Annotated in this window: 14 protein-coding genes, 1 tRNA gene and 1 pseudogene; 10 read left to right on the top strand and 6 right to left on the bottom strand. The window is 37.5% G+C overall.

The genetic code is table 11. The annotated features are described in order from the left end of the window. Positions 1-109: 109 nt before the first annotated feature. The 3 genes from KTI79_RS05865 (at position 110) to KTI79_RS05855 (ending at position 3,425) form a co-directional block, all read left to right on the top strand. Entirely contained in the window at positions 110-1,357 is a 1,248-nt protein-coding gene (locus tag KTI79_RS05865; protein ID WP_032055486.1) for a mechanosensitive ion channel family protein, read from the top strand. Between the two features lie 307 nt (positions 1,358-1,664). Then, positions 1,665-2,906 carry an NADH:flavin oxidoreductase/NADH oxidase family protein gene (locus tag KTI79_RS05860; protein ID WP_032055484.1) on the top strand — a complete coding sequence of 414 codons (1,242 nt, stop codon included), beginning with the start codon at positions 1,665-1,667 and terminating at the stop codon, positions 2,904-2,906. A gap of 39 nt (positions 2,907-2,945) precedes the next feature. Then, complete coding sequence (locus KTI79_RS05855; RefSeq protein WP_032055483.1) at positions 2,946-3,425, top strand: DUF6632 domain-containing protein; 480 nt, start codon at positions 2,946-2,948, stop codon at positions 3,423-3,425. Between the two features lie 47 nt (positions 3,426-3,472). Here KTI79_RS05855 and KTI79_RS05850 read toward each other — a convergent pair whose 3' ends face one another. Both KTI79_RS05850 and KTI79_RS05845 read right to left on the bottom strand, forming a co-directional pair. After that, positions 3,473-3,877 (bottom strand): hypothetical protein, encoded by a 405-nt coding sequence (locus KTI79_RS05850; protein ID WP_032055482.1) that lies wholly within the window; start codon positions 3,875-3,877, stop codon positions 3,473-3,475. Positions 3,878-4,025: 148 nt separating this feature from the next. Further along, entirely contained in the window at positions 4,026-5,276 is a 1,251-nt protein-coding gene (locus KTI79_RS05845; RefSeq protein WP_032055481.1) for an MFS transporter, read from the bottom strand. Between the two features lie 111 nt (positions 5,277-5,387). Between KTI79_RS05845 and KTI79_RS05840 the strand changes: the two genes are divergently transcribed. From KTI79_RS05840 to KTI79_RS05820, 5 genes and pseudogenes are all read left to right on the top strand, one after another. Then, entirely contained in the window at positions 5,388-5,834 is a 447-nt protein-coding gene (locus tag KTI79_RS05840; RefSeq protein ID WP_032055479.1) for a winged helix-turn-helix transcriptional regulator, read from the top strand. An 85-nt stretch (positions 5,835-5,919) separates the two neighbouring features. Beyond that, positions 5,920-6,249: a hypothetical protein gene (locus tag KTI79_RS05835; protein ID WP_001210983.1), complete on the top strand. Its 330-nt coding sequence runs from the start codon at positions 5,920-5,922 to the stop codon at positions 6,247-6,249. Positions 6,250-6,319: 70 nt separating this feature from the next. Beyond that, positions 6,320-6,466, top strand: a pseudogene (locus KTI79_RS05830) (putative peptidoglycan-binding domain-containing protein); the annotation flags it as partial. Positions 6,467-6,988: 522 nt separating this feature from the next. After that, entirely contained in the window at positions 6,989-7,582 is a 594-nt protein-coding gene (locus KTI79_RS05825; protein WP_032055475.1) for a DUF4142 domain-containing protein, read from the top strand. Positions 7,583-7,960: 378 nt separating this feature from the next. Continuing rightward, positions 7,961-8,590 carry a hypothetical protein gene (locus KTI79_RS05820; RefSeq protein ID WP_032055474.1) on the top strand — a complete coding sequence of 210 codons (630 nt, stop codon included), beginning with the start codon at positions 7,961-7,963 and terminating at the stop codon, positions 8,588-8,590. A 48-nt stretch (positions 8,591-8,638) separates the two neighbouring features. Here the strand turns inward: KTI79_RS05820 and KTI79_RS05815 are convergent, their stop codons facing one another. The 4 genes from KTI79_RS05815 to cysS form a co-directional block, all read right to left on the bottom strand. Beyond that, positions 8,639-9,265 carry a TetR/AcrR family transcriptional regulator gene (locus KTI79_RS05815; RefSeq protein ID WP_032055472.1) on the bottom strand — a complete coding sequence of 209 codons (627 nt, stop codon included), beginning with the start codon at positions 9,263-9,265 and terminating at the stop codon, positions 8,639-8,641. Positions 9,266-9,370: 105 nt separating this feature from the next. Next, positions 9,371-10,726: a hypothetical protein gene (locus KTI79_RS05810; RefSeq protein WP_086375757.1), complete on the bottom strand. Its 1,356-nt coding sequence runs from the start codon at positions 10,724-10,726 to the stop codon at positions 9,371-9,373. Positions 10,727-11,077: 351 nt separating this feature from the next. Then, positions 11,078-11,153 (bottom strand) — tRNA-Gly (locus KTI79_RS05805). A gap of 63 nt (positions 11,154-11,216) precedes the next feature. Next, complete coding sequence (gene cysS / locus KTI79_RS05800; protein ID WP_032055939.1) at positions 11,217-12,638, bottom strand: cysteine--tRNA ligase; 1,422 nt, start codon at positions 12,636-12,638, stop codon at positions 11,217-11,219. A 213-nt stretch (positions 12,639-12,851) separates the two neighbouring features. Between cysS and KTI79_RS05795 the strand changes: the two genes are divergently transcribed. Both KTI79_RS05795 and KTI79_RS05790 read left to right on the top strand, forming a co-directional pair. After that, positions 12,852-13,829, top strand: coding sequence for an SIS domain-containing protein (locus tag KTI79_RS05795; protein ID WP_002122342.1), 978 nt, complete (start codon positions 12,852-12,854; stop codon positions 13,827-13,829). A gap of 3 nt (positions 13,830-13,832) precedes the next feature. Further along, positions 13,833-14,372, top strand: a complete 540-nt coding sequence (locus KTI79_RS05790; protein WP_016141540.1) for a KdsC family phosphatase — start codon at positions 13,833-13,835, stop codon at positions 14,370-14,372. Positions 14,373-14,390: the final 18 nt, after the last annotated feature.

Below are 14,390 nucleotides of genomic sequence, written 5' to 3'. Positions count from 1 at the left end.
GGGTATATAACTTAGTTGTTGTATTTATGACTACATATGTAAACAAACCTTATGATCAAATGCCTTAGCCCTTAAAATTACTGAAAATAAAGTTTTAAGGTGTAGAGGTTTGGATTTTTTTAATTTTTTTCGTGATATTCGGGGTGAGTTAAGCCAATATCCTTGGCTAGAAATGTTAGTTTCACTCACTATTTTGATTTTATTTGCAGCAATCGCAAATTTTATTGCTAAACGCATTATTGTTCGGGGCGTTCGTCATTTAGTTACAAAGCTAAAATCACCAAATCAGTCTATTTTTGCTCAGCATAGCGTTATAAAGAGATTTGCAAATATTATTCCTGCCGTTGTGATTATGAATGGTATTGCAACAGTGCCTCATCTATCTCCAAAATTTATTACTTTTGTAGAGATGGCTGCGCAAGCATTTATTTTCCTAACTCTAGCGCTTACGGTCAGTGAAATATTAAATATCTTTAACCTTATTTACCAGCGTAATCCAAAATCTAGAAACAAACCGATTAAAGGTTATTTACAGCTCGTTAAACTCATTTTATTTGTGGTTTGTGGCCTTATGATTTTGGGAACATTCCTTAAAAAGGATGTGTTCACTTTACTTGCAGGCTTCGGTGCGATGGCCGCGGTATTAATGCTGGTTTTCCAAAACACCATTTTGTCATTAGTAGCGAGTGTCCAAATCGCTTCTTATGACATGGTACGTATTGGCGACTGGATTGAAATGCCATCACTCAATGCTGATGGTGATGTGATTGATATTTCATTGCATACAGTAACTGTTCAAAATTTTGATAAAACCTATACCACCATACCAACCAATAAACTCGTTACCGATACTTTTAAAAACTGGCGAGGCATGAGTAACTCAGGCTGCCGTCGGATGAAACGCTCACTCTTTCTTGATCAAAGCAGTGTGCATTTTATGAGTGATGACGAGCAACAAAAGCTCAAAGAGTTTTTACTGTTAGACCAATATCTTGATGCGAAGCAATCTGAAATTGAAGAGTTTAATAAGCAATTAAGCAATCAATCTCGTTACAACAAGCGCCGTTTAACCAACATCGGTACATTTAGAGCCTATGTCGAATTTTACTTGCGCCAGCACAAGGGCATTGCTCAAAATCAAACAATTATGGTTCGCCAGTTACAACCGACCAGCCAAGGTTTGCCGTTAGAGATTTATGCATTTACCAACACGATTGCATGGGTTTCTTATGAGGCCATTCAGTCGGATATTTTCGATCACTTAATTGCGATTCTTCCTGAATTTGGTTTACGTGTTTACCAAGCACCATCGGGTCATGATTTGCAAAGATTAACGTCAGAGATTAATCCGAGTTAAGTTTAAAGTCGTAAATCACGGCATCTAAAGTATTTTTGAAAAGGCTCCCATATGGGGGCTTTTTTGTTTTTTCTCATTCTTAAGCATTATTTTAAAAGATTAATAGTTACTTCTTGACCGTTTTGACATAGGAATTGTCCTTTAATGATATTAACAAGTTCTATTTTGGAACTTAATGTGTAGCTATCTTGAGGAAGAGAAAAATACATCCTCTTAATTTAAAGGACAGGTCATGAGATTTAAATGTAAATCTTATTTTTAAATAAATTCAATATTTTAGTAAATAAAATAAGATTAGAGGTCTAAAATGAAAAACGAATTAAAACTGGCATCACCATTTACTTTAAAAGATGGCTTTACACTCAAGAATAGGCTGATTAAATCGGCTTTAAGTGAAGGGCTGGCACATACAGATGGGCGACCAAGTAAAGAGCTAATTCAGCTATACCAAACTTGGTCTCAATCAGGAGCTGGGGTTTTGATCACGGGTAATGTGATGATTGACTCTAGAGCAATTGGTGAACCGGGTAATGTGATTATTGAAGACGAAAAAGATTTTGCCTTAATCAAAGAATGGGCAGAGGTTGCTAAATCGGGCGGTAGTGAAGTCTGGATGCAAATCAATCATCCGGGTAAACAAGCAATTCGAGGGTTGAATAAAGAAACTGTTTCACCGTCAGCTGTACCTTTTAGTCCCAAAATGGCAGCAGTTTTTGCTACACCGCGAGAGCTGACCCAAAACGAAATTGAAGATCTTATTCAACGCTATGCAAACACTGCTGAGATTGCCAAGAAAGCAGGTTTTAGCGGTGTTCAGTTACATGGTGCACATGGTTATTTAATTAGCCAGTTCCTTTCTCCGCACCATAACCGCCGTACAGATCAGTGGGGTGGGAGTGCCGAAAATCGACGTAGATTTGTTCTTGAGGTCTATAAAGCAATTCGAAATCGGGTCGGGCCTGACTATCCGGTAAGTATTAAATTGAACTCAGCCGATTTTCAAAGAGGCGGTTTTACTGAAGAAGAATCACTCACAGCCATTCAAGCACTTGATGAGGTGGGCATCGACTTAATCGAAATTTCTGGCGGAACCTATGAAAAACCGATCATGCAGTTGGGTACACCGAAAGAATCAACCATCTCTCGTGAAGCTTACTTTTTAGACTTTGCTAAAAAAGTTCGTGGACTCAGTAAAGTGCCACTTATGGTGACGGGTGGCTTTAGAAGTCTGCAAGGGATTGAGAGCGCTTTATCAAATAAGGATTTAGATTTTGTTGGCCTTGGGCGAATTTTTGCAATTGAACCATTGGCAGCTAAACGTTTATTAAGTGGGCTTGAAACAATAAACCAAGTTAAACCTTTAACTACGGGCATTAAATTTATTGATAACTTAGGATCGTTGGAAATTACTTGGTATACCCGTCAAATGCATCGATTAGGTCGAGGGCGTTTGCCAATTCCAAATGAAAATGGACTCAAATCTTTTATTTGGGATATTAAAGATAAAGGCTTGGGGATTTTCAAAACTCGTCGATTACGAGCTTCTTAAAATTATAAATTAACGTTTATATCAATGAGGACATCAGTAATGCCAACAACTCATCAGATAAAAATATCGAGATTTAGCCTAGTCGCAAAATTTACGGGAATTAGCTTTTTGCTATTTTTTGTAGGAGCAGCGCTTCTTATCTTTTTAAATATTCCTGCAATTTTACTTCAGTTTGAATGGGGGAAATTTCTTGTGCGGCTGGTCCGCTGGGGATCGTTACATGGTGGAGCTGAGCATTACGAGTTGATGATCTCAGCTATCTATATTGTATGGGGCTGGTTTCTTTTAAAAGCAGCGAATGAACCACTAAAAAACTATCTATTTTTTGAATTTACCATGTTTGCAAATATTGCTCATTTCGGCGCAATGCTTGTTATGGGTTTGGTGATAACACATGAAACTCCACATTTGATTGGAGATGTATTGTTGGGGTGGGTTCTGCTCTTAATTTATATTTATTTCTGGTGGCCTGTTAGAAAAATATATAAGTCTGATAGTAAGTTAAATCATTCAATTTAAGAGCTAGACGTTAAGGGGAGCGAAAATTGAATTAGTGCTCCTCATTATTATCCGGCAAACCAAATATTCTGATGATCACACATGGGACTCAAATGCTTAATACGTAGATTGTCTTGCTCAAAATTACCAATACCTCCAGCAATATCTAATATGCCCCCTAAGCCGATCTGCTGACCTTTATAACTTAAAGTGCTTTTTTCAGCATCCCACTGAGCGCTATGTTCTGGAAAGACAATGAGTATATCTTTCACATAAAGACATCCTTGCTTTAACTCCAAGTTTCCTTTTAAGCGTGCTGAACCAGAGAAACCATCGTACTGATAGGCTGGGAGTTTCACAGCATTGGTACTGTCGTTTGCTTCTTGTTGGTGGCATCCTGCAACAAGGGCAAATATAACCGTGTAAAGCAATTTATTATTAATACCCAATTTTGTTCCTATAGGGATTTGCATATATTTGATAGTAAGTGTCTAAAGTTGCATATCAATCTTTAGATTGTTAATGAAGATTTCATTCTATTACCGTTCGAACTTAAGATTTAAAGACTAAACATTCTTATTCATGGGGTTATAAAACTTTGGATTATTATAGTTTGTTTATTTATATATTGTTATCTTTTTCATTTGTGCTTTGAGGCACGATATGACGTGTCACCCTCCAAAATAATAATGCCAGAAGGCTAACACCTGCACCGAGTGCACATACACCAAGCCAACCAGCATAAGCATAAGTGACTGTTGTGCTGATTGCACCCAATCCGCTACCCACTGCATAAAAGAGCATGTATAGACCAACAAGACGGCTAGGTGCTTCTGGACGAGTGCGGAAAATCATACTCTGGTTGGTCACATGCAGAGCTTGCCCGCCTAAGTCTAGCAATACGATGCCAATTACAAGTGCCCAGAGCGAGTGAGCCATGAGTGAAAGTGGACCCCAAGCGAGCAGTAATATTAACAGTGCTGCCAAGCTTGTGCGCTGAGCATATCCACGGTCGACCCAGTAACCTGCACGTGCAGCAGCCAAAGCACCGACCACTCCAACGAGTCCAAAAGACCCAATAATAGTATGCGAGAAACTGTAAGGCGGCTCACTTAACGGTAGTACCAATGCACTCCAGAAAATATTAAATGCCGCGAACATGAGTAAAGCTAACACACCGCGCACGTGGAGTACTTTTTCTTGGCGCAGTAACTTGAGCATAGAAGCCAGAAGCTGCGGGTAGCGCATGGCACTGGGTTGAATATTTAAATGAGGCAGACGTTTCCAAAGGGGCAAAGCAATCATGAGCATGATGATGGCTGCACAAAAGTACACGCCGCGCCAACCCGTCACATCACTAATGCCTCCTGAAAATACACGGGCAAGCAGTAAACCAATGAACACACCACTTTGTGCAGTACCGACCACATGGCCTTGCTCATGTGGGAGAGCAGCACTCGCAGCATAGGCAATAAGCCCTTGTGTCATGGCTGTGCCGAGTAAACCCACCGCAAGCATTCCTGCCAAAAGAATAATTGTAGAATGAGCAAAGGCAACTGCTAACAATGCAGATATTAAGGCTAGTAGCTGTAGAGTCATTAAGCGACGTCGATTTACCAAATCACCCAACGGCACTAAAAAGATTAAGGCCAGGGCACAACCTATTTGTGTGGCCGTCACCACACTACCAATGGCGGCATGACTAACATTAAAGTCACTCGCCAAAATGTCGAGCAAGGGCTGGGCATAATAGACATTTGCTACGCTTGCACCACTAGCAATCGCAAATAGCAAAATTACGCCACGAGGCATACTTGAAAGCGGTTTATCACTTTCGGCGGATGAAGTTGAAGATGCAAGAGAAGCTTTCATTGTCCTAAATCCATTTAATCTAGTTTTAAAATGCAACTAGTTGAATGTTAGATTGACTAGTTTTAAAATGCAACTAGAAGACTTGTTACTGATGATTGGTAAGGAAACTCAATGGTGAACTCTACATTGATAAAAGATGAACCTTGTCCTGTTGCACGTTGCGTCAATCTGATAGGAGATCGCTGGTCACTGCTTATTGTGCGCGATGCATTTGATGGAATGCGCCGTTTTGGAGATTTCCAGCGGAGCTTAGGTGTTGCGCGTAATATTCTTTCTGACCGGCTGAGAAAGTTGGTGGATGTTGGTGTTCTTGAAATGCAAGATGCTTCAGATGGTACGGCTTATCAGGAATATGTGTTGACCACTAAAGGGGAGAGTTTATTTCCTGTGATTGTTGCTCTACGTCAATGGGGAGAGCACAACTTATTTGAAAGTGGTGAGCGCCATTCGCTGCTAATTGATAAAAATACAGGTCAGCAAATTCCATTTATGACACCAGTCGCGGCAGATGGAACAGTGCTGAGAGCTTCAAATACTCAAGTGCAAAAGGTGAAATAAAATAAGAGAAAACAAAAATAACCTTTTTTAACTTAAATTTGGGCAGATTAGTTGATAACCTTGCGCGTCAAATTAAGGTGAGATTATGAGATTTATATTCCTCTTTATAAGCGCAATTTCAATTCAATGTTATGCAGCATCGGAAGCGATGGAACTTCATTACTGTGAAACTGTGAAAAAAGCAGCGAGTGGCGTGATGGATGCTAGACAACATGAAGTGCCAGCTAAAGAGTTACATGACATCGCCAATCATCTTGAAGAGCAACAAGCCAAACAACTTTATCAAGAGCTTATCAAATCTGCATATTCTTCAAAGCTATTTGAAGACCCTCTCATTAAGTCAAAAGCTGTTGAGAACTTTCAAACCACTTGGCATGAACAATGTTTGGCAAAAGAATTAGCTAAAAATATGTGAGTGTTAAGGGGAAATGGCTAGCTTAGGTTGGAAGATAGAACTTTATTTCTTACTTACCTCTTCACTAACACTGGCTAAGCGTGGAAAAGAAGGCGAGAAAGTATTGATGCGAGTTCTTAATATCATGCAAGGCCAACGTTACATTGAAATCTGTGAACGAAATCCTACCCAAGAGCAATTCTTTTATGGTTGGATCGCTAACCGCGTTTCACTATGAAGGTACTGATTTCGCTGTGTATTCTACTTTCAGGATGCACAGCTCATACGATATCTACAAAAGTGCATGTCACTGTTTGTGTGCAGTGTGTGAATTAAAGTCTTTAGGAGAACGCTTTTTTATAGATGTGCGAATAAATTAAATTGGTTTAAATTTTCTTTAAATATATTTAATTTTAGCTTTAGTATCTATAAGTTAATATAACGAGCTTTATTGTTATTTTCGTAAAAATAAAAAATAAAATTGTTTTTAAGTTAATGTTTTTTAAAATTATATATATTTTATGTTTACGTTAATAAGATTGGATACAGATGCATGATTCATTATTAAATTTATATCCTCTACTTTAAATAAGCTATTTACCCTTTGCGAAGAATATTCAGCGAGCGGTATAAATATGGTTGATTGAAATAATGAATAAATAATCCCAACTTTGAATTTACAAGTAGGGATATAGATTGGAAATGTGAAAAAGCTACCCATAGGTAGAAATACTTATGAATTAAGTTAAAGGATATTGGTATGAAAGCTATTTTAACGAAGAAAATTATTAGCTGTATCGCAATTAGTGGTGTTTTAAGTTTCAGTGCATTTGAGATTATGGCAGCGAATCAACAAACTATAAATGATGGGAAGAATCACTCTAAAATATTAAATGAAAACCATGAAAATTTGACTGATAGTCAAATTTTCAAGATATTAAGTACAGCTAATAATGGTGAAATTAAGCAGGCAAAAACTGCATTGCCAAAACTAAAAATGGATGAAGCTAAGAAATATGCTGAAATGATGATTAAAGAACATTCAGCCAATGAAAAAAATGCACAAGCGTTGGCAAATCGGTTGCAGTTGATTTCACAAACCAGTAATCTTAGTAAATCATTGCAAAATGATAGTGATAAAATTGTTAGTAAGCTTAATCAAATAACATCAGATACTGATAAAAATTATATGATGAGTCAAGTTAAAGTTCACCGTAAAGTTTTGACAATAATTGATAAGCAGTTAATACCAAACACGAAAAGTTCTGAATTAAAAAATATGCTCGTACAAACACGTGATACTGTTGCGAAACACCTAAAAGCAGCTGAAGACATATTTAAAAATATGAAATAATATATAGTTAATATCTTTTAAAAATACATTTAAAAAGCCTAGTATTAATTAACTAGGTTTTTTAAATTGTATATACATAAAATCATAATTTCCTGCAGGACACTGTAAAACTAGAATGTTATAGGTAATATTTAATCTAGCGAAATATAATGATTATGGGCTAAAGGGTGATATAATTGTGAAGACTATTTGAATAAGAATTTTTATTGATGAGAAATAATTTCTTTAATTAATAACATCTCCTTACTTAATAGGGGTGTTTATGAAACATAAATAACCTAAAGGTGAGTTATAATAATTGTCAAGCATATTTCAAAAGTTCTTTTAATATTCTAGCTCTTTTGAAAGACACTAGATTTTAATATAGGGAGTAAGAAAATGGTAAATATAAAACAATCAAATTTAGATGGTAATCATACGACTCAAAAAGAGCCATCTTCCAATAGTAATGTATCAAATAGCAAACCAATACAAGATACTTCATCCACAAATGATAATGCTCGTCCAGATTTAAACTCACCACCGACCAATAACAATCATGTACCTGATATGAATGAAGGGGGAGAAGATTTGGCAGCTGTAAGTGCAGGAACCTTGGGAGGAGCGGCGGTAGGTTCTGCATTTGGTGTTGTTGGAGGTCCTCCAGGTGCTGTTGTTGGTGGGATTATTGGTGGTGTAGTAGGGGGAATAGCAGGTAATGATATAGCTCAAACAAATAATCAAAAAGATGATAGTAATTCTTGGCAAGAAGAAGATAATTATTGGCGAGAAAACTATAAAAAAATGCCATATTATACTGAAGACAAGAATCTAGAATATGATCGTGATTATCGAGCGGCTTATCGTTTAGGTTATGAAAATCGTGTAGATAATAATGCAGAAATTAATTTTTCCGAGGTTGAATCTAAATTGAAAACTAAATGGGAACAAGTTAAAGGCAGTTCACGTTTACAGTGGGAGGAAGCTAAATTTGCTGTAGAAGATGGATTGAAAAAAATTCATCCTTAAGTCATTTAATACTTAGAAAGTCTCCTCAATGGGGGAGACTTTGCGATATTAGCCCAAAGATGAAGCGGGTTTATCTACATTAAACCTGATTCCACCTTCGATATAATCTTTTAAATATTTTCCAATGATTTTTGGATCTTTAATACTAGTGGGCCAATAATGCTCAAGCCCAACATCACTGATAATATTTAAAACTGTATTAAAGGTAAATAAAACTTTTAGAGTTAAAGCTTCGGTATCAGCTTCAGGTAAAGCAAGCTTTAATAAATTAACGGCTTTATCAGAGATAGGGACTAATGTTTTAGCAACTAATGCTCTTCCTTCATTGCCTGCACTGATTGTTCTCGAGAAAAACTTGATATGGTGAATCCCATTTTCTTTTAATAAGATTTTAACCATTGGGTTCATTAATGAATCGACAACCTCTGAAACTTTAACATTTTCTGGATGTATAGAGTTCAGCATCTTCAGGCTCTCCTCTACATAGGGTTGCATCACATAATCTAATGCAGCCTCTACTAATCCCCATTTTGAATTGAAGTGATAGTACAAAGCAGATTTGTTAGCTACTTTGGCAGCTTCATTAATTTTCTGTACTGACAAAGCTTCAATATTATTCTGTGAAAACAGAAAAATAGCCGCCTCAATTAGTTTCTCTTTGGTCTTTATGCTCATTCGCGCTTTGGAAATAGAGGTGAGGGATGAATTGAGTTATCTTACCTTTTGAAAAATCATAAACCAATCACTCAATGGATTGGTTTATGAAATTATCATTAAAAGTTATGAACAACCTTTTGATTCAAAGTCTTCTTTACTGGTATATCGAATATCAGGTAAGTAATCTCCGAGAACTGTTTTTTCTTCACCCCATGCTTTTACATTCTGAATTGCATGAGCGAAACTTGAATCTGGTAGCAAATTTCTCATAATTAAAAGTGTGAAATCAGGATGCCCGAATGTCACGCCATCTTGAGCTGTGTAACCCGTACCACGTGGACTTAATGGTAAATAGTAAACGCCGCATTCTTCTCTTGCATTTGAAGGTCTGTCTTCAGGTAAAGACGCAATAATGGTGTAGAAGCCATCTGAATTTACTTTTTTAATTTGCTCGTCATAAATACAGTAGTTTGTTGCTGTAGTAATGAGTTCATTCGTGCAAATTGATACATAGCGGACATCAGATTTTTGAACAAAAGGCTCATTATCAAAAGTTTTTTCCGTATTCGGGAGTTTTCCTTTTAGCTCAATCACTTTGCCTAAACGTCTACTGGTAGTAGCGAAGACATATTCATTATCTGGGGTAGCCCAATAGTTTAGTTTAGGAGTAACAGGCAAACCTTCACATTGAGAAATAGGTTGTTTAGTAACTGGATCATATTTATAAATACATTTGAAGTTATCTAAGCCACTAAACGCCTTATACCACTTAGGTTCTTTTTGTGCAGGAAAGCCATCATATAAATTCTGATTAAAGGCGCTTATCATTCCTTGTAGAGGTAGAGTAGTTACTCGATCAATAGGACCCTTTTTAACTTTTAATATATCGCAGACTTCTTTGCCTTGTTTTATATCATTATTTGCAAGTTGTACTTTAATTCTAGGGAAAGACACATTGCCTTTTACATTCATATTTTTATTAGGAACATACACCCGATATAAAATGGCCACTTTATTATCTGCGGTTTTTGGAGCATATAATGTATTTGCTGCAGGATTTGCAGGCAAATCTCCTAATTCAAGTTTTACACTATAAGATCTTGCTTTTGCGAAACGGTCATTTCCAACTAAAAAGGTATTGGTAGAACCATCATCAGGTTTAATTGCTCTATCTAATAGAGAATTGACCCGCTCACCAACTGATGTATAGCTTACTAATGAAAAATGACGAGAATACGGAAATTCACCATCAATAAGAATTTTTGCACCTTCAGGTACAGTAAACTCTGAAGACCAATAAGATACATTTGTATCCGGATAGGCAAAATTAAGAGGGTCTTCACCAGAATTAGTCTTGCTGTTCGGACCGTCTTGCCACATGCAATCAGTTAGTGACGAATCTGGATTTGAAGGATTGCTGCTAAGCTCATTATCATCGCTATCATTACATGCGGTTATACTTAAAGCACTTACTAGCATAAGTAGTGTAAATCCTAGCCTAGTTTTTTAGTTTTATTCATATCTCATTCCCTTTGAAGCTATTTAAATTGTTAACTTTTTACCGTGTTAACTGGATTTAGTGCTTTTTTGCACTAAAAATTAATCTATTTAGATTAAATATATTAATCTAAATGGATTAAAATACAAGCAAATTTTCTGAAGATTTAAAGCATGACTTAGATATTAAGAATTAAATAGAAATTAATTGAAATTTGAATTTTTTTATTAAGGTCACTTTGATATTAAACAATCAGATGTAGCCTGATTTTAGTTAACTGAAAAGCAATAAAAAAACCACCTAACTCTTTCGAATTAAGTGGTTTTAAATTTTGGAGCGGGAAACGAGACTCGAACTCGCGACCCCAACCTTGGCAAGGTTATGCTCTACCAACTGAGCTATTCCCGCAATGTGAGCACATTATAGATTGTTTCACTAAAGTGTCAACACTCTTGTGATTTAATTGAACATTTAATCAGCACGACGCCAAACTGTACCTTGACGCGTATCTTCTAATACAACACCTTGGTCGAGTAAAGACTGACGAATACCATCTGCTTTAGCAAAGTCTTTTGCTTTTTTCGCATCAACACGTTGTTGAATGAAATCTTCAATTTCAGCATCAGACAAAGCAAGCGCTTCTTGTCCAATATCAGATTTTAAGAAATCATCTACATTGTGTTGTACCAAACCTAAAATGTTGGTGAGGTGACGTAATGTCGAATAAAGCACAGTCGCTTGGTCAGCTTGCTCTTCTTTTACAGCACGGTTTAACTCTTTATTGAGTTCAAACAATACGGCCATTGCTTCGGCAGTGTTGAAGTCATCACACATTGCATTGTTAAAACGTTCAATAAAGCTTTGATCAAGCGTTTCAGTTGTCGTTTGACCATACACTTGTTGGTAAGCTTTAAATGAATGATAGAAACGAGTTAAAGACGTTTTTGCTTCTTTGAGTGCCACATCAGAGAAGTTCACAGGACTACGATAGTGTGAAGACACAATAAAATAGCGGATCACTTCAGGGTGGAATTTCTCCATCACGTCACGAATCGTAAAGAAGTTGCCTAAAGACTTAGACATCTTTTCGCCGTCAACGTTAATGAAGCCAACATGCATCCAGTAGTTTACATATTGCTCACCAGTCGAAGCTTCACTTTGCGCAATTTCATTTTCATGGTGCGGGAACATTAAATCTGAACCACCACCATGAATGTCAAAGTGATTGCCTAAGCAGCAAGTCGACATTGCAGAACATTCAATGTGCCAACCCGGACGGCCATTACCCCAAGGAGATGCCCAAGATGGTTCATTTTCTTTTGCATGTTTCCAAAGTACAAAGTCAAACGGATGTTTCTTTTCAACTTCTACATCAACACGCTCACTTGCACCAGCTTGCATGTCATCAAGCTTACGGCCAGAGAGGCGACCATATTTTTCAAATTTGGTCACTTCAAAATAAACATCGCCGTTTGAAGCAGGGTAAGCAGAACCTTTATTGACTAAATTGCCAATCATATTTTGCATCTGGTCGATATATTCAGTTGCTTTAGGTGCTTCATCTGGTGCTAAACAACCTAAGTTCGCTGCATCTTCATTCATTGCATCGATGAAACGCGTGGTGAGTTGTTGGATTGTTTCACCATTCTCATTCGCACGTTTGATGATTTTGTCGTCAATGTCGGTAATGTTGCGAATGTAGCGAACATTCCAGCCTTGACTACGTAAGAAACGAATAATGTAGTCAAATGCAACCATAACTCGAGCATGCCCGATATGACAGTAGTCGTAAACGGTCATACCGCAGACGTACATATCGATGTGACCTTCTTTGCGAGGTACAAATTCAACTTTTTTTCGTTGCTCAGAGTTATATAAAACAAACGGTTGCATAAGGGTTTTCAAACACTCAACAAAAACAGTGTTACATCATAACTGATGCATCATTTTTCACAAAGGTTTATGCAAGAATTTTATAAGCTTGTGAAATCTTATACATTTAAAAACGTGTAGATGATTGAGTTATGTTAGAATGCCCCCAAATCTTTTGATTAAAATCACCGATCTTCACAAGAGATCAGATCAATTATTTTGAGTCAAACTCGTATGCCCAATCCTACAGATTTCCAAAGCAGCGCATTAGCAACATTGCGTATTGAGCAACAAGCTTTAGACGTGTTAGCAACACAAATTGGTGACAGTTTTAACCGAGCTTGTGAAATATTGTTACAGTGTAAAGGTCGTGTTGTGATCACTGGCATGGGTAAGTCAGGGCATATTGGCCGTAAAATGGCTGCAACTTTCGCCTCAACTGGTACACCATCTTTCTTTATGCATCCGGGCGAAGCTGGGCATGGCGATTTGGGAATGCTGGTTCGTGGCGATGTTTTAATTGCGATTTCCAATTCTGGAAAAAGCGATGAAATCATGATGTTGATGCCACTTATCAAACATCTTGGCGTTCCTCTTATTACCATTAGCCGTGATGATAAAGGCCCAATGCCGCAAAACGCCGATATCGCTTTAACTTTAGGTGAGTCTGACGAGGCATGCCCATTAGGTTTAGCGCCTACGTCGAGTACGACAGCAACTTTAGTATTGGGTGATGCACTGGCTGTTGCTTTACTTGAAGCACGTGGTTTTACCGCAGATGATTTTGCTCGTTCGCATCCAGCAGGTGCGTTGGGTAAACGCTTACTTTTACATGTAAAACATCTGATGCATACAGGCGATGAACTGCCAAAAGTTTCACCAGATACACCAATGAATCAAGTGCTTTATGAAATCTCTAATAAACGTTTAGGCTTGACGACAATTGTAGATGAACAAGAACATTTGCTTGGTATTTTCACCGATGGTGACTTGCGTCGTTTAATTGATAAACAGCAAGGTTTCGATGTGAATTTACCTGTTTCTGAAGTAATGACAAAAAAACCATCAACGATTTCTCAAGAAGCACGTGCGGTAGAAGCTCTACAACAGCTGAACCTGAAAAAAATTAGTCAGTTTGTGGTGGTAGATGACCAAAACAAAGTGATTGGTGTAATTAGTATGCATGACCTTATTCAGGCAGGGGTAAATTAATCAATGGCATCTTATGCATTGTTAGAACAAGCACGTCATTTACAGGCATTGGTTCTGGATGTCGATGGTATTTTGAGTGATGGCTTCGTAACCTTAACCAATAGTGGCGATGAAATTAAATCATTCGATATTCGTGATGGTTTAGGCATGAAGCTTGTGCAGCAAGCGAACATGAAAGTCATTATTATTACAGGCCGAAAAAGTAATATTGTTGAAAAGCGTATGTCTGACTTAGGGGTGGATCTCGTTTTTCAAGGGCGTGAAGACAAAGGTTCTGCGCTGCGTGAAGCATGTGCACAGTTTAATATTTTGCCTTCAGATTGCTTATATATGGGCGATGATTGGCCTGATTTGTCGGCTTTTGCGATTGCAGGCATGAGTGTTACTGTGCCAAATGGTCACGAAGAAGTACGTCGCCGTGCGCATTTGGTTACGCAATCGATGGGTGGGCGTGGTGCTGTGCGTGAAGTCTGTGATATGTTGCTGATCGCAAAAGGCATTTACCAAGAACTTCTTGAAAAATATCTTGCAGTACCGCATTAATAATAAGATTACTTAAAA

The sequence above is a fragment of the Acinetobacter sp. WU_MDCI_Abxd143 genome (assembly GCF_025514195.1).
Lineage (GTDB): Bacteria > Pseudomonadota > Gammaproteobacteria > Pseudomonadales > Moraxellaceae > Acinetobacter > Acinetobacter pittii_H.
Note: the sequence above shows the minus strand (reverse complement) of the source record. Positions and strands in the feature narration are given on the sequence as shown.